The 22,222-nt window shown below is 44.5% G+C and carries 28 protein-coding genes; 4 read left to right on the top strand and 24 right to left on the bottom strand.

What is annotated here, in order from left to right; all coding sequences use genetic code 11:
- Positions 1–326: 326 nt before the first annotated feature.
- On the bottom strand, positions 327–1,205 hold the full coding sequence (locus ACFQV5_RS06515; protein ID WP_379244821.1) for a hypothetical protein: 879 nt from the start codon (positions 1,203–1,205) through the stop codon (positions 327–329).
- A gap of 119 nt (positions 1,206–1,324) precedes the next feature.
- Here ACFQV5_RS06515 and ACFQV5_RS06510 point away from each other — a divergent pair, with 119 nt between their 5' ends.
- Positions 1,325–1,762, top strand: coding sequence for a YgzB family protein (locus ACFQV5_RS06510; RefSeq protein WP_379244819.1), 438 nt, complete (start codon positions 1,325–1,327; stop codon positions 1,760–1,762).
- A gap of 105 nt (positions 1,763–1,867) precedes the next feature.
- Here the strand turns inward: ACFQV5_RS06510 and ACFQV5_RS06505 are convergent, their stop codons facing one another.
- The 20 genes from ACFQV5_RS06505 to uptA form a co-directional block, all read right to left on the bottom strand.
- The gene (locus ACFQV5_RS06505; protein ID WP_379244817.1) at positions 1,868–3,580 is read right to left on the bottom strand and encodes a glycosyl hydrolase family 18 protein; all 1,713 of its coding nucleotides are present in this window, start codon (positions 3,578–3,580) and stop codon (positions 1,868–1,870) included.
- A 78-nt stretch (positions 3,581–3,658) separates the two neighbouring features.
- Positions 3,659–4,078 (bottom strand): peroxide-responsive transcriptional repressor PerR, encoded by a 420-nt coding sequence (gene perR / locus ACFQV5_RS06500; protein WP_379244814.1) that lies wholly within the window; start codon positions 4,076–4,078, stop codon positions 3,659–3,661.
- 89 nt (positions 4,079–4,167) lie between these two features.
- Positions 4,168–5,487, bottom strand: a complete 1,320-nt coding sequence (locus ACFQV5_RS06495; protein ID WP_379244812.1) for a DUF4097 family beta strand repeat-containing protein — start codon at positions 5,485–5,487, stop codon at positions 4,168–4,170.
- Between the two features lie 40 nt (positions 5,488–5,527).
- On the bottom strand, positions 5,528–6,133 hold the full coding sequence (locus ACFQV5_RS06490; RefSeq protein ID WP_379244810.1) for a hypothetical protein: 606 nt from the start codon (positions 6,131–6,133) through the stop codon (positions 5,528–5,530).
- A gap of 151 nt (positions 6,134–6,284) precedes the next feature.
- Positions 6,285–6,998, bottom strand: a complete 714-nt coding sequence (locus ACFQV5_RS06485) for an MgtC/SapB family protein (RefSeq protein ID WP_379244808.1) — start codon at positions 6,996–6,998, stop codon at positions 6,285–6,287.
- A 42-nt stretch (positions 6,999–7,040) separates the two neighbouring features.
- Complete coding sequence (locus ACFQV5_RS06480; RefSeq protein ID WP_379244806.1) at positions 7,041–7,502, bottom strand: GNAT family N-acetyltransferase; 462 nt, start codon at positions 7,500–7,502, stop codon at positions 7,041–7,043.
- Between the two features lie 200 nt (positions 7,503–7,702).
- Positions 7,703–9,142, bottom strand: coding sequence for an Asp-tRNA(Asn)/Glu-tRNA(Gln) amidotransferase subunit GatB (gatB, locus tag ACFQV5_RS06475; protein ID WP_379244804.1), 1,440 nt, complete (start codon positions 9,140–9,142; stop codon positions 7,703–7,705).
- Between the two features lie 28 nt (positions 9,143–9,170).
- Positions 9,171–10,625 carry an Asp-tRNA(Asn)/Glu-tRNA(Gln) amidotransferase subunit GatA gene (gatA, locus tag ACFQV5_RS06470; protein ID WP_379244802.1) on the bottom strand — a complete coding sequence of 485 codons (1,455 nt, stop codon included), beginning with the start codon at positions 10,623–10,625 and terminating at the stop codon, positions 9,171–9,173.
- Between the two features lie 22 nt (positions 10,626–10,647).
- On the bottom strand, positions 10,648–10,935 hold the full coding sequence (gene gatC, locus ACFQV5_RS06465) for an Asp-tRNA(Asn)/Glu-tRNA(Gln) amidotransferase subunit GatC (RefSeq protein WP_379244800.1): 288 nt from the start codon (positions 10,933–10,935) through the stop codon (positions 10,648–10,650).
- A 136-nt stretch (positions 10,936–11,071) separates the two neighbouring features.
- Positions 11,072–11,452 (bottom strand): ATPase, encoded by a 381-nt coding sequence (locus ACFQV5_RS06460; RefSeq protein WP_379244798.1) that lies wholly within the window; start codon positions 11,450–11,452, stop codon positions 11,072–11,074.
- Positions 11,453–11,611: 159 nt separating this feature from the next.
- Positions 11,612–12,382, bottom strand: a complete 771-nt coding sequence (locus tag ACFQV5_RS06455; RefSeq protein WP_379244796.1) for an ABC transporter permease — start codon at positions 12,380–12,382, stop codon at positions 11,612–11,614.
- Entirely contained in the window at positions 12,379–13,299 is a 921-nt protein-coding gene (locus ACFQV5_RS06450) for an ABC transporter ATP-binding protein (protein ID WP_379244794.1), read from the bottom strand. The genes ACFQV5_RS06455 and ACFQV5_RS06450 overlap by 4 nt, the downstream gene beginning before the upstream one ends.
- Positions 13,296–13,487, bottom strand: coding sequence for a PLDc N-terminal domain-containing protein (locus ACFQV5_RS06445; RefSeq protein ID WP_379244792.1), 192 nt, complete (start codon positions 13,485–13,487; stop codon positions 13,296–13,298). The genes ACFQV5_RS06450 and ACFQV5_RS06445 overlap by 4 nt, the downstream gene beginning before the upstream one ends.
- Positions 13,488–13,509: 22 nt before the next feature.
- Positions 13,510–13,731, bottom strand: coding sequence for a hypothetical protein (locus ACFQV5_RS06440; RefSeq protein ID WP_379244790.1), 222 nt, complete (start codon positions 13,729–13,731; stop codon positions 13,510–13,512).
- The gene (locus tag ACFQV5_RS06435) at positions 13,721–14,056 is read right to left on the bottom strand and encodes a YxlC family protein (RefSeq protein WP_379244788.1); all 336 of its coding nucleotides are present in this window, start codon (positions 14,054–14,056) and stop codon (positions 13,721–13,723) included. Before ACFQV5_RS06435 ends, ACFQV5_RS06440 begins: the two co-directional genes overlap by 11 nt.
- Positions 14,049–14,585 (bottom strand): RNA polymerase sigma factor SigY, encoded by a 537-nt coding sequence (gene sigY, locus ACFQV5_RS06430; RefSeq protein WP_379244786.1) that lies wholly within the window; start codon positions 14,583–14,585, stop codon positions 14,049–14,051. Before sigY ends, ACFQV5_RS06435 begins: the two co-directional genes overlap by 8 nt.
- Before the next feature lie 244 nt (positions 14,586–14,829).
- On the bottom strand, positions 14,830–15,021 hold the full coding sequence (locus tag ACFQV5_RS06425) for a hypothetical protein (RefSeq protein WP_379244784.1): 192 nt from the start codon (positions 15,019–15,021) through the stop codon (positions 14,830–14,832).
- A 177-nt stretch (positions 15,022–15,198) separates the two neighbouring features.
- Entirely contained in the window at positions 15,199–15,834 is a 636-nt protein-coding gene (locus tag ACFQV5_RS06420; RefSeq protein WP_379244782.1) for an MBL fold metallo-hydrolase, read from the bottom strand.
- Positions 15,835–15,838: 4 nt separating this feature from the next.
- Positions 15,839–16,405, bottom strand: coding sequence for a thioredoxin family protein (locus ACFQV5_RS06415; protein ID WP_379244780.1), 567 nt, complete (start codon positions 16,403–16,405; stop codon positions 15,839–15,841).
- A 2-nt stretch (positions 16,406–16,407) separates the two neighbouring features.
- Positions 16,408–17,016 (bottom strand): undecaprenyl phosphate transporter UptA, encoded by a 609-nt coding sequence (uptA, locus tag ACFQV5_RS06410; RefSeq protein WP_379244779.1) that lies wholly within the window; start codon positions 17,014–17,016, stop codon positions 16,408–16,410.
- 146 nt (positions 17,017–17,162) lie between these two features.
- Between uptA and ACFQV5_RS06405 the strand changes: the two genes are divergently transcribed.
- Entirely contained in the window at positions 17,163–17,477 is a 315-nt protein-coding gene (locus ACFQV5_RS06405; RefSeq protein ID WP_379244777.1) for a hypothetical protein, read from the top strand.
- A 14-nt stretch (positions 17,478–17,491) separates the two neighbouring features.
- Here ACFQV5_RS06405 and ACFQV5_RS06400 read toward each other — a convergent pair whose 3' ends face one another.
- Positions 17,492–18,676, bottom strand: a complete 1,185-nt coding sequence (locus ACFQV5_RS06400) for an O-antigen ligase family protein (RefSeq protein WP_379244837.1) — start codon at positions 18,674–18,676, stop codon at positions 17,492–17,494.
- A 75-nt stretch (positions 18,677–18,751) separates the two neighbouring features.
- Between ACFQV5_RS06400 and ACFQV5_RS06395 the strand changes: the two genes are divergently transcribed.
- Positions 18,752–19,012: a hypothetical protein gene (locus ACFQV5_RS06395; protein ID WP_379244841.1), complete on the top strand. Its 261-nt coding sequence runs from the start codon at positions 18,752–18,754 to the stop codon at positions 19,010–19,012.
- Positions 19,013–19,238: 226 nt separating this feature from the next.
- Positions 19,239–19,643: a hypothetical protein gene (locus tag ACFQV5_RS06390; RefSeq protein ID WP_379244839.1), complete on the top strand. Its 405-nt coding sequence runs from the start codon at positions 19,239–19,241 to the stop codon at positions 19,641–19,643.
- 444 nt (positions 19,644–20,087) lie between these two features.
- Here ACFQV5_RS06390 and ACFQV5_RS06385 read toward each other — a convergent pair whose 3' ends face one another.
- Together ACFQV5_RS06385 and ACFQV5_RS06380 are read right to left on the bottom strand one after the other, a co-directional pair.
- A complete protein-coding gene (locus tag ACFQV5_RS06385) occupies positions 20,088–21,293 on the bottom strand; it encodes a class I SAM-dependent methyltransferase (protein ID WP_379244775.1) in 1,206 nt (401 codons plus the stop codon).
- A gap of 100 nt (positions 21,294–21,393) precedes the next feature.
- Positions 21,394–22,059, bottom strand: coding sequence for a DUF6483 family protein (locus tag ACFQV5_RS06380; RefSeq protein WP_379244773.1), 666 nt, complete (start codon positions 22,057–22,059; stop codon positions 21,394–21,396).
- Positions 22,060–22,222: the final 163 nt, after the last annotated feature.

Raw genomic sequence — 22,222 nt, 5'->3', positions numbered from 1 at the left:
TCTCATTTTTGATCTTACCGAAGTAAGATCGGTTTAACTCACTCGTTGTTCAGTTTTCAAAGATCAACTTTTTCTTCATCATCGCCGATCTTGTTGTCAGCGGCGACTTTTATAATATATCATGTTTACCTCGTTTTCGTCAAGAACTTTTTTTAAATTTCTTTTAACGACATTTTTCTGAGGGAACATTTTGTTTTGCCTCTCGAAGGGGCGAGATATAATATATCACGGATATTAGTTAGTCGTCAACCTATTTTACAAAAAAAATTGAAAAACCAAATTAAAACAAAAAAAGGGCTTTTTCGCCCTTTTATTCATTCGAATTATTAGTCTATAGAATAACGAATATGCTCACCACGATATGATACTGTTTCTTTCCAAGCTGGAACTTCTTTCACCAGTTTACGATAAACTAATTTACGTAGTACAAGTGGCAACTCACTACTAACCGGTTCAAGCTCTGGATGCTGCATCAGCTCTTGAATAGTCCAAGGCATTCTTCTACCCCGAAGGATTCTTAGAAGTAATACAGAGCATTCTGCGATTTTCGAAGTCATCGAAAACTCACAAGCAAGTAGTACGAGTTCAATCCGTTGTCCCAAAGTCTCTGTGCTAACCGTAAGTTGTTCATATAATTTTCGAACAGGAGTATTCAGTCCTATGATTTGCTCGAACACCGCAACGTCAGGATGGATCCCCCTCTCGATTAACTCAATCTCAGCCCAGTGTTGTAATCCTCCAATAATAGACTGGTTGGCGTCCATTACACGTCCGTTTTTCATATGTGCTTTAGCATCAACATATTTACGTAAAAAATGAGCAAAAGCGACAAATAACTGTTGTTCTCGCAGTGAACCAGCAAAGCGTAAAAAGTCACGGCGCAAAACGGCTAACCTTCCGTTATTATCATTTATGATTTCACCATTTAAAAAGCATTTTAACAACAGACTATCTTTGCAGTACATAAGAGCCTCCTGCAATTTGTCGATTCCAACATTCAAAACCTGACAACGCTCACCACTAACGATCGTGTGTTGGATCGACGGTTCGTCGATTTCACTTTCATATATAACAACAATATTCAAATCAAAATCGTGGATCATTGAGCCAGTAAAAGTATTACCCGAGTTACGGTAAGCGATAGCTCCCACAGCATCCTCATCAACCGAATTGCGATAATAAAAAGAAAAGTTGGTTAATTCCACGATTCCCTCCATACATTTCTTGGCGAATTTTGGCCAATTCAGTTATAATGTAATTCTACATGCCCATGAAAGTTCCTTCTTTTATAGAACAACTATTTGATGACAGGAGCACTTAATCCATGATCTTTAAAACTGCAAAGATTAACGCTTTTCGTACCTGGGGCTTATTGCTGACTATGATCGGTATGGGGCTTATGGTACTCGGGACAGCTGGTGTCGTCTTTTGGGGACAAGCAGGTAAAATCGTAGCTGGTATTGGTCTGGTACTAGGTCTGATTACGATGATGGGTAGTCTAGGTATCTACTTCTGGGCAGGCATGCTCTCCACGAGTGCTGTACAAATCCAATGTCCTGAATGCGCGAAGCAGACCAAGATGCTCGGAAAAACCGACCGCTGTATGTTTTGTAGAACGATGCTCACACTGGATCCTAACGTGGCCAACATTACAGCCGAAGAGGTCGAAGCTCAGCGGGCTGAGGTTGAATCTTCGGAAACACCGGATTCGAAGATCAATGCCCCTGTATCCACTCATCATGACACTACACAAAAACTCTAAGTATTAGCACCTTTAAGGTGATTCTCACAATGTACACTCATAACAAAGGACCGGTTCCCATTTGGGAGCCGGTCCTTTGTTTAATGTATCAGCATGAATATATGATTACTTATGAATACCATTCAATACTTCCCAAGCTTGTGAAATGCCAAGATTTCGGGTCCATGAGGCTATTCCACCCAGTTCTAACGATTGCGCCATCTCGACCCTAGCTTTTAGGGAAGTTTCATCCTCAATCCAGATTCTCTTTAATGTTTTTTCTTCTTTATATTCGACGTAATTTTGACCGGCAGCTTCATCAAACTGAGTCTGAAGCTTCTTCTCACGAATTAGACTTCGAACCGTGTCCATTCCAACAGCAATCGAAGATACTTTGCCTCCTCCGTCTTCCCCTTGTTCTGTCCATATACGGGTATATAACGGTATACCAAGAATCAACTTAGAGGCTGGAACATCATCTTCTTCAATAATTCGTCTCATCGTGCCTTCAGACCAAGATAAAGAAGATACTGAACCCGCTTTAGGGCTCGAAGCCCAGTGTTCGTCATATGACATGACAATCATATAATCTACAGCCAGAGCCAGCTCACGGCGATCTAGGAAAGCAGACCACATCTCGCTGTTCGACTTTGGCGTCACATCAATCGAAATAATGAGTCCTCTTTCTAGCGCAAGGGGTTTCAATTCTCTCATGAACTGAACCAGGTTTTCTTTATCTTTAGTATAAACATTTTCAAAATCGATATTGATTCCATCGAGCTTGTACTTCTCAGCATATTGCAGCATTTGCGAAATTACACGGGAACGTCGATCATATGTGGATAGAAATGAAGTCGTGATATCCGGATCAAAACTGTTGCTCAAAAGACCCCAAACCTCCATCTTCCGCTCGTGTGCCCATTGAACATATGCTGGATCAGCTTTTGAATCTACTGTTCCTTCACCATCGCCAACACTAAACCATGTTGGGCTGACAACATTAACTCCAGGAAGATCACCGATTGACTTCGGATCTGGTTTTCGAGAATAGACAGCCTCCCACACGAGATTAACAGACTTCCCTTTCCATTCCTTCTCGGCTCTTGAAGAAGGCACATCGAGCACATCAATCTTTTTCTCGCCTAGAGATTCAGTCTCATCTTTCTTCACATAACCGGTAAATCCATTGTCTGTCTGTACAAAATACCATTCTTCTTCCTCGCTCCACACACGAAGCCTCTCACCTTGAGGCATGTCCATGAGAATCGGCGCTTTAATGGAAGCACTCTCCCTAAGAGCAACGGTTTCTCCTTTTTTGGAAGGTTGTGCTTGGGCAAGCGATATACGGTCACCAGCATTCATAAGTATAACCGCGCCTGTATCCGCATCTTGATGCACCGAAATGCCATAGGTCTTTTTCAAAGGAGCCACAGGGATATATACTATTCCATTTAATTGCTCTGGGGCTTCGGAAAAAGCTACCGTTTTACCGTTCCATTTCCCTTCCTTACTGTCCAGCTCCATACGAACAACTGCCTTAGCCGTTGTCAATATGACCGATTTTGATTCTTGTTCATACCGTATATGTGAATCAACAGCTTCCTGTAGTACAGGAAGTGGCAGCTTTAAGTCCTCTCCTGAGCCAATTGCCGCATAATCCATCATGGTTCCTTTTACAAAAATCGGCTGTTTCATACCACGCCAGTCTGGTTCCGTATGTGTTGAATTCGGAAGTAGGTCACTGACGATCCACCATATCCCTGCTGTAATAAGAATAATTCCAAGAAACAAGGATCTCTGTCCTCGGCGGCGTCTGCTCCGCCTCCTACCAGCTGCCAATAATATTACCTCACTTTCATTCCAAAAAAATAAAAACGTGTGGAATCTGTCATTCCGCACGTTTTAGGAAATCGATATTTATTTACAGGACTTGCAGAGCCCATACAACTCCATTCTAAGCCCTTTGACCTGAAAACCCGTGCTCTTCTCGGCCTGAATTTCAACATCCACCAGAGAAGGATAACTAAAGTCTTCTATTTTTCCGCACTTTTCGCAAATCACGTGATAATGATCGGAAACATTGGCATCAAACCGGCTGGAGTTATCGCCGTAGGTAAGTTCACGTACCATGCCCGCTTCGATAAACATTTTCAAATTGTTATATACAGTAGCTACGCTCATACTTGGAAATTTAGGTTCTAGAGCGCGATATATATCATCAGCAGTCGGATGACCCATCGATTCCACCAGATAGGCTAAAATCGCATGACGTTGCGGCGTAATGCGGACACCAGTTGTTTTTAGTTGTTCCAATGCATGTTGCACGGAAGATGACATGAATGTCCACCGCCTTCATATAAGCTAGATTTTTATTACAATACCACAATGCAGCTTTTTTTCATTGTACGGCTAATTTCTGAATTTTGTCAATGAGGAAGGGGAGTTTGCCCTCTCTCAGAAGTAGTATTCTTGTACTTGGGATAGCTCTGATATATGTTAAGGTCACTATTGCCCTCAACCTTGATGTTGTATTCACCCGTACCTTGTTTTCCATTAATGCTCTTCTGATCTATTGTAAAGGTTGGAATTTCCGTTCGAATGCTCCCATAGCCGATAACACCTTCAAATTCATAATCCCCTTCCATTGGGATATGAACATTCATCTCTCCGACCCCGCTGTATACATTCCAATCCCCGTTAATGCTTCCGGAGCGCACATCTATACTTCCATTTAATGATTCAACATTCAAGTTACTTTCTGCATCATACACTTTTACATTCCCATTTCTTGTCTTCACATCGATATCATTCGAAAATCTTTTAACTAGAATATTGCCTACTTGTGTAGATAATGTACCGTTTCCTGAAACGTCATAAGCCTTTACATGTCCACGATTCGTAGACAACTTCACATCACCCAATACATTACGTATATTGAGATCGCCATTTAAAGTTTTACCTGTCACATCTCCATAAATTTGACTTAACGTAATCGGCCCATTACCGCTCTCCACAGAGATAGTATCAATTGCTTGCACACTCAATAATTTCAAAGCTCCATTCATCGTTCGAATATCCAGGTTAAAACGACGATCATCAGGAATTGCAATGTTCATATTCATCCGGGGCTGTCTTTTTCCAGATTGGCCATATGCCTTCCCCTTAGCCCGAATAATGATCGTATTGCCTTCGTCTGCTTGAACCGTCGATTGCTCTGCAATCCCTTCTGCGATTCCTTTCTCCTCCTGATCTACCCAAACCTCAGTTTTCACAATAATCTTATCGACATCTGACCGATAAACCGTAATATCCCCGTTCAAATGATCAATAATTATTTTACTTGTGTTCAGGGAAACAGGGATTTCAAGTGGTTTCAACTTAAAACTATTATCCGCAGCTTCACTATAATCCACTCCGGCCGCAGTCAGATTCAAGCTTACCCTGTTCCAGAGATGTAGGAAATGCTCTTGCTGAGTCACGACAAAAACAGATCCAGCTAAACAGACGGAAATGATAATCCCGCGGAAGTCCCCACGGAACCGGAATTCACCCTTCCGTCTCCGGACATAAAAAATCGTAAATCGTACTAAGTATTCTATCCCCCACATCACAAATAGAGCTGGCCACCATTTTAGAAGCAGAAAAATATGATCCGTCCCGTTCAATTCATCTATTAGTAAAAGAACTCCTGTAAACAGGAGTAGAGCGGCAGCTGTGTATCGTCCGATTCTAATTCTATGCTTCATCACTCTTCCCCCTACTCATATCCGGGCTATCTAAAGTTAATTACCCAACCCGATTCCGCAATGCTTCTCGGATCGTAGCTATAATACTGCCAATAATAAGCAGCACCGCACAGATTACGGCACCATAATCACGTATTCCGATTTGCAGCCACACTGGTTTCTGGTGAAACAGAATAAGAAGTCCCCCACCAGCTATAAGCATCAATCCAAACGAAAGACCGCGTTCCCCTTGAAAAGGATTTCTCCCCTTTGATACTTCTTCATCATCAAGGGCATCTGCAGCAGAAGCTTCACCACGTCGACGTCGTGAAAGTATAAAATCTGCTGTTTGGAGCACATCGTATACGTTATAAAAATAAGCGAGCGGAATAAGTAGCCCAAGTATGATAAGCAGGGGAACATTGATTTGCATGCCGATGGATGAGAAGTATAACATCGCAGATACATCAAGCATGAGCAGCATAATAAATGTAATTCCCTTGCGGTATAACCCCAAATAAACATGTCCCATTCCTGGAAAGAGAGCCGCTAGCAGGAGTGCGGGAAGTTTCCGTTTTCGCCGGAGCAAGCCCGGATGTTTCTTCAGATTCATCCTTCTCTTTGACTTCTGTTTTTGAGCTATTGCCTGATGTTCCGGTACACTCACGAGTACATCCCCTCCCCGTCCATTAGAAAGTATTCATGTCTTGATAGTACCCCAAACCAAAAGCAGAGTAACTGTAAATTAACTGGATATCTCACAGATACAAAGAAAACGCCACTGCCCTTGTTGTAAGGGAGTGGCGTCTATTTGTGATCTATTCTGCGGTCACCATCGTCACTCCGCCCATTTCACGGATCTGTGTAGTCAGTTTAACAGGATCGAATTTCCGATCCGTAAGTACCTGCAGAGAGATTTCAACACCTGCTATAGCCGGTTGAAGATCTCCGTATGGGATAGCGCTTCTTTCGTTAACGATCAATTTTTTAATTACACAATCTTCATCTTTAAGCATCGCAGATATACCGTCTAGAAGACCAGGAGTATTTGCAGCATGAATCGTTATCAAATGCAGCTTACTTCCGCGAATATAACGCTGCTCAAGCTTGTTAAACACAACCAGGTTAAGAAGGATCAGCAACGTCGAAACGATAGCGGCAAAATAAAAACCCGCTCCAATAGCAAGTCCCACTGCACCAACCACCCAAATCGACGCCGCGGTCGTGAGCCCGGTAATTGATTTACCTGTAAAAAGAATTGTTCCCGCACCTAGGAAACCGATTCCCGTAATGACAGCTGTCGCCAAACGTGCTGGGTCAATTCGGACATTCACTTCAGCTACAAAATCCGTAAAACCATAGATCGAAAGCAACATGATAAGGGTGGAGCCTAAACAAACCAAAATATGAGTTCTCAGTCCTGCTGCATGATTGGAACGTTCCCGCTCCCAACCAATCAGTCCTCCCATTAGCATTGAGAGCAACAAACGTACCAAAATATTAAAATTGTCAATAACCCAAGGATTGCTCAAATATAATCCTCCTTCCTCAGATGATAACACCCCGTTCTATAATTAAGCCCTTTTGGTGAGGTGAAACTCGGTAAGTTCTACTCCAGGCGCCACTTCAAAGACACCCTTTGGTTTAAAACCAAATTTCTCATACAATTTAACAGCGGGGGTGTTTTTGCTCCCTGTCGATACCGTAAAAAGCGAGGAATTTGAATACCTCTCCAGAACATGCCGTATGAGTCTCGCTGCTATCCCTGCTCGAAAATGTCCCGGATGAACCATCATTCTTGAAATCGTAACTTGATTGTCTTCAGGTTCTATGGCAATAGCACCGATCAATTCTCCATCTTCATCAAAGTCACCATAAAAAACTTCACCGCTTGAAGAAATAGAGTCGAACGTGTCCATGAGCGGAGGAATTTCCGTAAATCCAATCAATTCAGCCTCGAACGGATAAGCCATGTGCTGCAGCGCCCATATTTGTTGTATCGTGTCACGATCATCTAGTGATAAAGTATGGATCATCCCTCTAACCTCCTGTAATACCAACTTATATCTTAGTAAGCCAGTACTTATATATAATCCCTATAAGAACAAATCATAACAAGAAGTACATGGAATGGAAACCGGTTACTTGGAAGAACCAGAAGTTCGACCCCTATTTTTGGGTGATCAGAAAAAGAACTCGCCTGTTATTACAGGCAAGCTCTTTATCATACTTTCGATTAGCTATTTAGCACGTCAATCAGTAATTTATTAACGAGCGCAGGATTCGCTTTACCTTTGCTCTCTTTCATAACCTGACCAACGAGGAAGCCAATAGCTTTCTGTTTGCCAGCTTTGTAATCCTCAACCGATTGAGGGTTCGCAGCGACTACTTGTTCAACGATAGCTTTAATTGCACCCTCATCACTGATCTGAACAAGCCCTTGCTCCTCAACGATCACTTGAGGAAGTTTACCACTCTCCAGCATCGCTTTAAAGACAGTCTTAGCTATCTTGCTGCTAATGGTACCTTTCTCAATGAGACCGATCATCTCACCAAGACCCTGACCGGTAATCTTAACCTCAGCAAGTTCAAGGTTATTAGCGTTCAAGTAACCCATTAGATCACCCATAATCCAGTTGGATACGGCTTTTGCATCTTGAGTATAGTTGAGGCTGTCCTCAAATAGATCAGCAAGTGATTTCGATGAGGTAATGACTCCCGCATCATAATCAGGTAAACCGTATTCTGAAGTATAGCGAGCTTTACGTGCATCCGGCAGCTCAGGAATGGTAGCGCGAACCGCTTCCTTCCACTCATCACTAATTCGTACAGTTACCAAATCCGGATCTGGGAAGTAACGATAGTCATGCGCTTGCTCTTTGCCTCTCATGGAAAGGGTTTTTCCTTGCGCTTCATCCCAGCGGCGAGTTTCCTGAACGATAACACCGCCTTCGTCAAGAATTTCAGCTTGACGGTACTCTTCATATTCTAAGCCGCGCTGTACACCGCGGAATGAGTTCATGTTCTTAAGTTCGGCCTTCGTTCCAAGCTCTTTCTGTCCCCATGGACGAAGACTGATGTTAGCATCACATCGAAGTGAACCTTCTTCCATCTTCACATCAGATACGTCGCAGTATTGCATAATAGCACGCATTTTCTCCAGATAAGCTTTAGCTTCTTCCGGTGAAGCAATTTCCGGTTCAGAGACGATTTCTACAAGTGGAGTACCAACCCGGTTAAAATCGACCAGCGATGCATAACCTCCATCAACATGCGTCAATTTACCCGCATCCTCTTCCAAGTGAAGACGCGTGATGCCAATCCGTTTTGTTTTGCCATCTACTTCAATATCAATCCAACCATTCAAACCTATTGGCTGATCATATTGCGAGATCTGATATGCCTTTGGTGAATCTGGGTAGAAATAGTTCTTACGGTCAAACTTGCTGACGTCTCCAATCGTACAATTGAGAGCCATTGCTGCTTTGATCGCATATTCTACAGCCTGGCGGTTCAGTACCGGCAGCACACCGGGATGCCCCAGACAGATCGGACACGTATGTGTGTTGGGCGGGGCGCCGAATTCGGTGGAGCAACCGCAAAATATTTTGGATTTCGTGTGTAGCTCAACGTGAACCTCAAGCCCGATTACCGTTTCATATTTAGATGTGGACATGTCTCGTTTCCCTCCTCTGACGAGCATTTTACAGCGTAGGCCGCTGCTTGTGGTGTTCTGTATTTTGTTCAAACGCGTGTGCAACACGCAGTACGGTAGACTCGTCAAAGGCTTTACCTATAACCTGCATACCTACAGGCATTCCTCCTGCAAAACCACAAGGCACACTAATCGCAGGTACTCCTGCGAGACTGACCGGAATGGTCAGGATATCATTCAAATACATCGTCAACGGATCATCCACCTGCGCGCCCAGCTTGAAAGCCGTCGTTGGTGCTGTAGGTCCGATGATAACGTCATATTGTTCAAATACTTTATCGAAGTCCTGTTTAATCAGAGTCCGAACTTTCTGTGCTTTTAGATAATACGCATCATAATAGCCTGAGCTAAGCGCATATGTTCCAAGCATGATCCGGCGTTTCACCTCATCACCGAAGCCATTACTGCGGGATTCGTGATAGAGATCGAGCAAGTTCCCTGTATCAGCACGCTGTCCATAGCGTACGCCGTCAAAACGGGCCAGGTTCGAAGATGCCTCAGAAGAAGCGAGCAAATAATAAGTGGCAACAGCATATTCGGTATGAGGCAAGGACACCTCTTCCCAAACTGCGCCTAAACCTTCAAGAACCTTCAGGGCGTTCATTACGCTATCTTTCACTTCAGCGTCTACACCTTCACCCAGGTATTCTTTAGGCACTGCAATACGGAGGCCAGAAATATCACCAGTAAGCGCCTTATTGTAATCAGGAATATCTACTTTTGCCGAGGTCGAGTCCATAGGATCATACCCCGCGATTGCCTGAAGCACATAAGCGGAATCTTCGACATTTTTGGTCAAAGGTCCGATCTGGTCCAGCGATGACGCAAAAGCGACCAAGCCAAAACGAGATACGAGGCCATAAGTTGGTTTCAAGCCAACAACCCCACAATAAGAAGCAGGTTGACGGATGGAACCGCCTGTATCCGATCCCAGAGTGAAGTATGCTTCACCCGCAGCAACAGCTGCTGCCGATCCACCGCTCGAACCTCCAGGCACACGCTCCAGATTCCATGGATTACGAACTGGATAGAAACTTGAATTCTCATTAGATCCGCCCATAGCGAATTCATCCATGTTCAGCTTACCAATCGTTACGGTATCAGCCGCACGCAGCTTGGAAGTAACGGTAGCATCATAAACTGGATTAAAGTTCGACAAGAATTGGCTTGCGCATGTCGTGCGGAGCCCTTCTGTCACGATGTTGTCCTTAATACCAACAGGCAGGCCGAACAACAGACCACGAGCTTCACCCGAAGCCAGCTTATCATCAAGCCGCTTAGCTGAAGAACGAGCTCCATCCTCATTCAGTGTAATAAAAGCTTTTACTCGATCTTCCCGTTCGCCAATACTTTTGAACGCCTGATCCACCAAATCCGTAACGGATAGCTCCTTCTCTTGGAGCTTGTTATGTATCTCTGATAATTTATAATCAAACAGACTCAAGACTGTATCCTCCCTTCGTTTTCTATTCCAGTACCGCTGGTACTTTAAACTGGCCATCTTCCTCGTCCGGAGCATTAAGCAGTACCTTCTCAATCGGCAAGCTCTCACGAACCTCGTCATCCCGCATCACATTGCTAAGATGCAGTACATGAGTTGTTGGCTGAATTCCTTCTGTGTCCAATTCGTTTAACTTCTCGGCATATTGTAAAATCGCGTTCAGCTGACCGGTGAACATTTGCTCTTCCTCCGGTGTCAAATTCAGACGGGCTAGCTTGGCCACATGCTGAACGTCTTTCGGTGTAATGTTCATGAATTTCACTCCTCTTCGTTCCCCTTCCATATTAAAGGGATAAAGTCTGCGGATAACTTTTCTCATTATATTGTAGAAACATGCACAATTCAATCATAAGGGGTCGCAAAAAAGAGCCGGCCTTAGGCCGACTCTCTTAAATCCATGCTCGAAGATTCACTTGTTTGATGAAGTCAGCCTGAGACAACGTTTCCTTCGTCTCTTCTTCCTCGGCAACGGATTCCAATTCCCCGTTCATCACTTGACGAAACAGCTTTTCATTATATGTCGACAGGGCAAAATCGATAAGCGCTTCTCGCTCGACACGTTCGGCTTCCTGTTTCAACACGACAGATTCCAGCTCAATATCACTCGCTGGAACGAAAAAATTACGGTTGAGAAACGGAACTCGAATCAAGTAATCGAACGCGTTGTCCGGATTTCTGTCATATGCTATGACAAAAGCATATTGACCGAGCGGAAGATTCTGCTCAAAGGTGTCCTCGACGATTGTAACCTTTTCCCCTAAACGCAGCATCGTCTACCTCCATAGATGTCATTCTTTTTTATCTCAATAGTCTACTAAAAAGTAATAGAGATGTCCATGGTGTTATAAAGAATTCATCATTCTATTGTCCTAGTCGAGGACGTACTAGGCCCATACAATAAAAACGCCTTACTCTGTAAAAACTTATCTTCATCCCGGAATCGTATTTTTTCTAAGCAAGCTAGCGGCTGCTACTACCGATAGAATCATTATCAATATGGCAGATAGCACTGGTAGATAAGCTATCCCGCTTCCTACTGCGATCCATTCGGCCGCTAAACTGCTAAGACGTCCCGGGCTCCAATTCATCTGGGAGGGAAAGAATCCAGATAACATTGATGAAAGGGCTGCTATTCCCAAGCTAATAAACGCCGCTGCAGGTCCTCGCAGTACGGTGCCAAGAGGAAGAACGAGGCTAAGTATCCAAGCAAGCCATATTGTATATATCCCACCCGAAACTGCGACTCGGCTCCATTCCAGCGGACCAATCAACTCGGCAGTATAGTAGGCCGATCCTGCAAGTCCAAGCCAAAAAGAGATAACAAGCAGCGTCATCAGTGCACCCCATTTAGCAACAATGATGGAAGCCGGGGATATAGCTCGTGCAAGCAAGAGCTCTCCAGTACCAGAAAGCCGTTCACCAGCAACGATATTCATTCCTGCCAATACAAGTACAAGCAGGCCGATCATACTATATTGATTGAGCGTCTGAATCACTACTTCCCCAGAAGAAGGCTTCTGAAATAATGCCAAGGCTTCTTCCGGGAGATTGGCGGACATGGAGAGTATCTCAGGTAAATAGTAGGTTGAGATCGGCTGCGTGATCCCTAGAATAAGAAAGACAGCTGGAATCCAAATAAATTTATAACTGCGTATCATATCAAGCATCTCTTTTTTATAACAGATCCATAGACCGTTCACTGGCTCACCACCTTCATAAACATATCTTCCAGCGATGAACTACCTACTTCAAAGCGAACAAGAGGTATCCTGTTCAACGTTATCTCTTCCATTAATTTATTTCTCACAACTCCTACATCATTCACAGTTAATTTCGCCCAATCTCTTCCCATAACAGCTTCCTTTACAAAGCTCCTAGTTTCGAGCGATTGCAGCCACTTCATTCCATTCTCATCGGATTCGATAGAAATAAAAATAATGGGTTGCCGGTATCTTTCTCGCAATTCTGTTAAAGCCCCCTGTTCAGCGATCTTGCCATCCACCATAAATACCATCTCATCACATATCTCTTCGGCATCATGTAATACGTGAGTGGAGAATAGAACGGTTATCTCATCACCGCGTAATTCGCGGATCATCTCCATCACCTCTCTGCGGCCCAAGGGGTCGAGAGCAGAGACAGGCTCATCGAGTAAAAGAATTTCCGGTTCATGAACAAGAGCCTGTGCCAATCCTAACCGCTGCTTCATTCCGCCGGAATAACCGGATATCCGCCGTTTCGCAGCATCCTTCAAACCGACTTGAGCAAGGACCTCCTCCGTTCGCTTCGCTACTTTCTTTCCTCGAAGACCGGATATTTTCGCGCTGAAAGTTATATATTCCGTTCCCGTCATCCATCCGTAAAATTTCGGATACTGCGGTAAATAACCAATTCGATTACGCCAGTTTCCAGTCTGGCTTCCCGAATACTCCACAGATCCACCGCTAGGTTCCATTAGTCCAGCTAACATTCGAAGGGTTGTCGTCTTCCCTGCACCATTCGGACCAAGAAGTGCAGTACAGGAACCCCGCTCAATCTGAAACGATATTCCCTTCACCGGAGAAACACTTCCGAAGTTTTTTCTTAAATCTTGTATTTTCAAGAGACTTCCGCTCACGTTTCCTTCCTCCCAACAATAAAGTACGCAACACTACCAATAATATTAATGAACAAAATAATGAACACCCACATTAGCTTATTTCCTCTGATCGTTCCCTGCTCTGCCTTATACAGTGAGATAAGCGCCGTCACTGCAAGAATGACTTGAAGTGCAACGAGCGGCCAAATTAATTTCCATATATCCATAATGAGTCCTCCTCTGTATCTCTTACTTTGATTCGGATTTATGCCCTGATGGTCTGATGACAATCAACCAATAGAGCAAGAGCGGCAAAGGCATCGTCGTAGAACCCCATATGCCCCAAAACCATGCCATTTTCCCCAATCCTCGTCTTCTCGCATTTATAAAAAGCCATGAGCCTTGCAGGATAACAAGAACCGCGGCTAAGATCAAAACCCAGATCGGAGTATCACTCAGCTCATTCTTCATGATAATCCCTACTCTCTCCCGATCGTAACGATACGATTAAGAACACAGCACCAAGCAGCATACTTATTCCGTGAATCAGCAGCAGCATGCCTGGATTTGTCCATGTTGCCAAAAAAACACCACTGACGATAAACACAACAACGATCATAAAGATAATATTTTCATTTCTCCATCTCCGTCGCTGATTTGCCAGTGTCGTTTCTGCGAGTAATTTAAAATCAACAAATGAATATGCAGGTTCATCAACTGCTGAGTCGATACGATTTAACTCCGCCTTCAATTCGGTTATAAATTGCTCATCTTCTTGATCAGCTCTATTAGTCATTGTTGCTCATCTCCTTTCGCAGTGTTTTAATACCGTAAGCTGTGCGTGATTTCACTGTTCCTGCCGGAACACCTAACATATCGCCAATCTCCTCATAGCTGTATCCGTAATAATGCTTCAATAGAATAGCTATCCGGTGGTCGTCAGATAAACGGGATAATGAATCCATGAAATCGCTCCAATCTTCATTACGGCTTTCAAGCTGCCATCGCATTTTGCGAATACCTTGTATCTGTTCATTGAGGATCCACTTCTGCTCACGTTTTCTTCGTCTTACTTTATCTATATACATACGGGTCGCAATCGTAATCATCCACGATGAAAAGGAAGATGAGCCGTTGTAACGTCCTATGTTCTCCATGCAACGAATCATCGTGTCCTGGGCTATATCTTCAGCAATTGCCTTATTCATAGTTACTTTAAGCAAGTATTTGTATAAAAAAGAATAATGTTGCTGGAACAGCTGTGCCATAGCTGTGGTGTCGCCTTTTTTCGCCCGGCGGATGATTTCCTCTTCTTCACTTCTCATAGGGTATTGATCACCTCTTTCACGTTCCTATCGTAATACGTTTTACTGTGTGAAATCGTTCAATTCATAAAAAGAAAAAAATAAAAACAAAAAACGCTTCGTCCCCTCCGCTGCTTCGTGCAACTCCACCTCAAAGACAGACAGCACAAAAAAAACCACTCTTTATTAAAATAGAGGTGTCTAAGCCACTATCTATAAAGGAGCGGTTTCATCTGTGTACTATACTATATACCTTCATATGTAATTATTGATCCTGTCGATAATCGTCCAATCGATCCTGCCAAGGCTGTAATACAGATCCATTTCCTCGAAACAATCTATACCATACTACTGATTTCGTCATCTGAATGTCAGGACCACTTACAGCTGGGCTTTCATGTGTAGAATATCTGGAAGAACTGAATCCAACAAGCTGCGATAATCCATGATCCTTCATACTATTCCCCCTAATGGAAAACATACTTCAAAATGCCCCAGAAAATAAAAGAACGCAAACCGGGAGTTAATCCACAGTCTGCGTGCTTCGCAATGGTTAAAATTCAATTAATCGTATTGTAACAATCTTGTCTTTATTTGTCCAGCAACATTCTCGTTTTTTGTCGTATATTTCCTTTTAACTATTCATAGAAACATACGGATTACGCTGCTTTTCATAACCAATCGTTGTCCGTGGACCATGCCCCGGATAAACCGTAACCTCATCAGGGAACGTATAGAGGATATTTTGAATGGAGTCGATCAAATCACGTTCACGTCCTCCCGGAAGATCCGTCCGGCCAACCCCCATGCGGAATAATACATCCCCAGAGAACAAATCATTCCCACACAAAAAGCTTACGCTTCCCGGTGAATGACCAGGTGTATGGTATACCTTAAAGCTATGGCCGATCATGTTCAATGTCTGACCAGCAGCTAGATCATACTCTGCCGGATCTGTAGATAGCGGAGGACTTACTTGTGGCCAGTTCAAAGAGCCGTTTAATTTCGGATTGCCCAGCCATTCACTTTCCAAGTCATGCAGATAAACCGGACAGCCCTTAAGCTTCCGGATCTCTTCCACTCCGCCCATATGGTCAAAATGAGCATGTGTCAGTAAAATGGCTTCAATCTCAAGATTAGCTATCCGCTTGAGTAGCGGTCCGGGATTCATGCCAGGATCGATAATAATCGCCTTGCCTTCTTCCGAGCCAGTTAAAAGATATGCATTTGTCTGCAACGGTCCTAAGTTGAATGTTTCTATCTTCAGCATATTATTATAACCCTTCGATCAGCTCACGCAGTTCAGCAATAATTACTGCGCTAGCCTCATTTCCTTCCCCATAAGCTTGTATAATATCTTGACGAACAGCTGTCAGCTTCTCCTGATAATCAGGAGCCTCACGATCAGTATTCTCCTTCTTAAACTCAATCATGTATTTCTGCACATGGGCCGGTCTAGGGCCCCACTGACCAAGAACATAGCCTCCAGTATCGGCAAAAATAACAATCGGAACAGAACGTCCTCCCATGGTCAGAAACTGATCCATCACATCCAAGTGCTGCTCCATCACAAGTACTTCTGTCTCCATTCCTGCTGTTTCAAGCGCCCGAAAAACAACCGGAATATTACGAACGACATCACCACACCAATCAGCTGCTAGGATAAGTACACGAATATCGTCCCGAAACTGCAGACTTTCGAAAAATTCACGATCCTCGTCGCTGCTCCATGTAAATTGATCATAGCCTGCTTGAAAAGCTTCCTTGTTCTTCTCCATGCCTTCCATAAACTGCTTCGGTGAAATGCCAGTACCTAACTTGTGAGATAAATCAACTGCCATGTTCAAGACCTCCCTTTTCTGGATCTAATCCATTTGATGACAAAATAAATAATCATTATTGCTAATGCTCCGAGTAGAATCTCCCGTACAAATGGAGCTGCCTTCTGATCAATATGCTCCCATTGATCACCAAGAAGAAGACCCATATATAAAAATAACGCTGTCCATGGGATAACTGCAAGTGTGGTCAGCAGCGTAAAGCGCCATATATTCATTTTGGAAATACCCGCCGGAATAGAAATCGCATGCCGAACGACTGGAACAAAGCGCGCTGTAAATATAACACCAGTTCCGTATTTTTTGAACCAATCCTCAGCATAATCGATATGTTTCTTCTTAATCAAGATGTACTTCCCGTATCTCTCCAAAACAGGCCTTCCACCGTAGCGTCCGATCCAATACACAAACAGCTGTGCAGCAACTCCCCCAATTGTCCCAAAGATCATCGCTCCAATGAAATTGATCTCCCCGCTGGAAACTAGAAAGCCACCATATGCAAGGACAATCTCACTCGGGATCACTTCCATCATCAAACCAAGCATAATACCAAAATAACCTAAACTCTGAATCCAATCAAACAAAGTGCCAACCCAATCGTAAATCAGTTCCACGAGATCCCCCTTTTCATAGCGTTGTGTCTATAATAAAGCCTATTCCAATTAAGCCATGGACATGCCTTCTACTCCGCCCATTTGATAGGCCGCTTGTGACTTCCGCCCGGAATTTCACATATGTTGAGACAAAAGGAGTGAGCACTATGCAAACACCACACACCAAGCAGATTGGCGGACGTCCACCGACACCGAGAGGGATTCGAAGAGCCTGCAGCAAGGAGTTATACCGCACAACAAAGCGGCTCAAGCAGTATATTTCACCAGAGTTGTTGAAACAGGGTGAGGAGCTGTATTACCGCAAAGTGATCGGTAATTTGATCTGGATTCACGATAATTATAGTAATAAAAAACTTCTATGTGACTGGTGGGAAAAAGAGGTGTGCGCTGAATTAGCCGAGCTGTGGCAGCTACCTGAAAAACCGCTGGCTTCCGCTTTTAGAGATGCTTTTGGCGGATAGACAGCGGTTATATGTTACTTCACTAGTGGGATAAAAAATACGGAGTTGTTCAGAACCGTCGCATCGAAATGAGCGTTTTTAGCCTGAATCCAGCTTTTCAGTCTTTCTGCTTCTTGTAAGGCCTGGAGCGTCATTCGGAAATCCCGGTCATTTCTAACGTGAGGATTTCTTAATTGCATTTCAACTGTATGCAGGTACGACTTATAAACTTCCAGAGCGGAATATGCCGTATGCACAGCCGCTCTTTCTTTTCCCGCTGTCCATTGTTTTCGGGCCATATCAGCCAATGAATAGACAGCTTGGGTCTGTTTCTCGGCATTATGCCTATCTCTACTTAAGCTGATTCTGTACCATAACGCTGATTGTTTAGGATCCTCACTACCCGAATGTTGCTCCGCAATCGCCCAAGTGAGTTCAGGATGCCCTGGAGAATGGGAAAGGCTGTTCATCATCAGCCAAACCGCCGCCTTCGACGGAAGAAAATCTGCTAATAATAATGCAGACTCTGTCGAAGCAGGGTTCCAGCGTAAAGCAGATTTTAATTGGTGTTCACGCTCCTGTAGATTAACAGTATGAAGTGCCTGTTCAAAGTCATGATTCGCCCTCCAATAGGAAAAGCCCAGAACGGTCCATGCTGTAATACATGAAATGCCTATCATTAGGACTGGATATTTCCAGAGCTTCAAGTGTGCAGTCGGTTTCCGGAGAGGGAAGCTGCCTAGTAACTTCCTCTTCCGTTTCTCGCTTGGATGTTGAGGTATTTCGAACTCACTGCATTCCCCGCCCATAATAGGAAGCCAAAATATGAGCAGCCAAGTCAATCCGAAGCTCCAATCGAAATCAATGGCACTATGAATAACCAGAACTAAAAAAGAAGGTATCAAACGAGCGCAGCTTACTTTAAGCCGGATCACCGTAACAAACAATAAAATCAACGCAAACAAAAAGCCAATCACACCGGTATTCAACAGCAGGTCGATGTAACCACTATGTACCTCCGCACCTACATAAGCTTGTGACTGAATTGCACGATAAGAAAGGCGCCACGTGTCCCCTCCTTGTCCAAACCATGGAGCAGATAAAAACAACTCCCAAGCATCCTTATATATAAGATAACGCGCACTCACCGTCTCCGTCTCGCCTAGAAGCCTTGGCTTTACAGGCAGAATAATCACGATAAATGCGATGATGTAAAAAATGGTTGCAGCGATAAGGTTGTTACGGCGAGTGCTACCGAAGGCAATCCGACTTAATCGCTCGAGGATGCTGGGGCAGTGGGTGGTAGCGGGCGCGCTGCTGGGAATGCTGGCGGAGTTGCTGCCGGTGGTGTGGCGGGTGCTTCTGCCGGTGGTGCTGCGGGTACTGCTACCGATGGTATGGCGGGTACTGCTGCCAGTGGTGCTGCCGGTGGTGCTACCGGTGGTGCTACCGGTGGTATGGCGGGTGCTGCTGCGGGTGCTGTTGCCGAGGTGGCGGCCGGCGGCGCACTGTGCGCGGCTCCGCTTCGCTGCCCGGCACAGCATCAGGCCGGCTAGCACGCCGCCGGCCCAAAGCCCGGCCAGCCACAGCAGGCCGGGCACCATCGCTGGAGCCAGCTGGGCAGCAGCCAGCTGGCGATAGAGCAGTGCCGCGCCTAGGACAGGCGCGGCAGCAGCCGCAAAGATCGGCGCCGCCCAGCGCCGATCTGCGGCCAGACCGGCCGCGCACGCAAATGCGGCCGCGAGCCAGGCGCCGCGCGACTCCGTAAGGAGCAGCGCGGCGGTGTATGGCGTAAGCGGCAGCAATGCTGCCGCAGCGCCAAAGGATGCCCTCCGCAAGCGAAGCGCGGCGGGCAGCGCAAACAACCGCTCGAGCAAGAAAGCAGCCATTACAGCCCCGAACGTGTTCGGGTACTGCATCAGGCCGCCCAGTCTCGTACCCGTAGCACTAAGCGCAGGATCCATCGTGCGAAATAACCCATACGGTATGTCCCACAATCCGTATACAGTTAACAGAGCACTTCCACATAGAATGATTCCTGTTATGTGCCATATGAATCGAAGGAACCTCCCTGTTTCTCGTTCTCTGCTTACAATCCAGGCAATAAGACCGACCGAACCGAACAATCCCCAGCGGACAATTTCATTTCCTGTTCCTTCCGTGGAAAGCGGTCCGAGCATCCAATGACATGTATAAATAAGAAGGATAATCCCAGCGAAAATAAGCAGTGGAAATACAGGGCTTTTGTATAACATGAAGAATTGTTTGCGACCAGAAAGCTTATATCCTGCAGTTATCAGTATGCAGGTCAATCCCAAGAAGATACTAACGACATAAACATCTCTGTCAAAAAACAGGCCAGTCCTTAAACTAGCGCTCACCATAACAAAGAGTAGCATCACAATTCCCCACCGCCTGATGATCATCGCCACTGCAATTCCTCTTTCCACAGTTAGAATCCATCTCTTCCTTAATCCCTTCTTTCTATTGTCGTCGATCATCTACCAATGTATTCCACCAAACTACCCTTCATTGTAGATTGCCAACGCAAAAAGCGAATCGCACCTTTGGAGTCTAACAACTTCAAAAGTCGATTCGCTTTACTATCGGATTATTTAATTCAATGTCACTTTACTCTTCATCCGCGATTCTTGCTTGCGGAATCAGATCCCGGCAAGCCTTCTCTAAATACGGTGCAGCACTCAAAAAATCTCTAAACGCAACATACTCCTGCCACAACTTATCCTTATCTCCGGCAGTTCCTTTAACCGCTCGAATGAGGATATTTTTCGGCGTATGCTCCATGTCTATGAACTCCAGCAATTGAGTACGGTATCCCATAATGTCGAGCAGTTTAGCACGTATCGCATCTGTAGCAAGTGCTGAGAATCGCTCCTTTAAAATACCATGAGATAAGAGTGGATCCATAACTGGACTCTTTACCTGAGCGAATAACTCATGCTGACAGCATGGAACCGAAAGAATGACAGATGCCCCCCACCGAACTGCCTTTTCGAGCGCAGCATCTGTTGCTGTATCACAGGCATGAAGGGTTACGACCATATCCACCCGCTCTAATTCATCATAATCCGCAATGTCACCGACAAGAAACTGCAAATGTGAATAATTCAGTTTTTTCGCCAGCAAACTGCAGTGTTCGATAACATCTGCCTTTAGATCTAATCCGACGATATTCAGCGATCTTCGCGCAGTAACCGCCAAATAATGATAAAGAGCAAAAGTCAGGTACGATTTTCCACAGCCAAAGTCGACAATTGTCAGTGGACGATCATCAGGCAAATGAGGGAGCACATCTTCTACCATTTCCAAAAAGCGATTGATCTGTTTGAATTTATCGTATTTCCGAGCAAAAACCTTTCCTTCATCATTCATAATGCCAAGCTCAATTAGAAACGGAACAGGTATACCTTCTTCCAGCACATATGACTTTTTACGATTGTGGGCTATGTCTGTTTTTGTCTTGGTTGGTGATTTGGTCAGAATAGACACCTTGTACTTCTTAGATATAAGCACCTGATAATCAGCTTCCGGTGTACAGATGACAGCTTGACGAAACGTTTCCTCCATCAGCTTGGTCATGACAGCTTCGGCTTCCTCGGCTGGTACATTTTGATGCGTTACCTTGGTTCCTGAGTAATAGGCAAACTGATAATGCAGTTTGTTCTTCAATTCGACGGGTTTGATCGTCACTTTCGTATAAGAAATCCCTTCCCGCTTGCGTAGCTGGCTAAGGGAGGCTGTAATCAAAGATGTATCATCAATGATTTGGTGAATAAGTTTACGCAGTGCATCCAAGAGGGTACATCTCACTTTCATGTTGTATTTGCAGCCCATAAAACCACATTAAATATGATAACATCCCCGGTCAATGTTGCCCAAGTAAGACATCGGGTTTTCAGAATGTCTCATGAGGAGTCTATGTCTTCGTCTGATGTGAATATTGCTGCTTCAGTTCCAATAATCCTGCTTCTACCTCGGCAAGTGGAAGTCGCCCCTTTTCCAATAGTTCCGGATTTAAAGCAAGAAGCCTTTGATAAAAAAGTTCCCCTTCCCGATATTCCACTGCCTCATGACCTAATAATCGATAGAGGCTATCCTCAGCTGCAGCATAATCCCCTCTCTGTTCTGTATATGTAAATAAAAGACGTTCTGTCTCGTCTGTCAAACCATAGGGACGAATACGTTCCTGAAGAGAAAGAATTCGTTTCGGCAATTCGAATAATTTCGGATCACCGCCAAATATAGAAGCAGATAAATATAAGTGAAGAACCTTCTCTAACAGAGTATTCCCTTCCTCAGGCTTATCCATATCCAGATAGATTTCGGCTTCTTCTTCGAGCAACCTCGCAGCACTTTGCAGTTTGTCCGCTTCCACGATCTCACCGCTCCGGAATAACTGAACAATTCCCTCTGCTGATAAAGAATTTAATAATTTCGAATTCAAACGAAATTGACGGCTGAGCATCTCATCGATTTCCCATAGAGCTTCTGTATGTTTCTTCTGGTGCTTCAAACCGAATACTTTAGATATGACCTGCGTCATTTCCTCCACAAGACGGAGGAGATAATCCTTTCGATACATCCCGCTTCCTCCATTTCTTGCACTCGTCTAATTCTGCATTATCTCTATAAATTGTAAAAGATCTACAACCATATTACCAGCGCCAGGAATTTCTTCATTTTCTCTGTTCAAAGCATAAAAAAGCCGGAGTCCTTAGCCTCCGGCTTCTACTTGTCCACCCACC

Origin of the sequence: Paenibacillus sp. GCM10028914 (assembly GCF_042666275.1) — a bacterium.
GTDB lineage: Bacteria > Bacillota > Bacilli > Paenibacillales > Paenibacillaceae > Paenibacillus_AQ.
The sequence above is the reverse complement of the archived record's forward strand: the minus strand, read 5'-3'. Positions and strand labels throughout refer to the sequence as shown.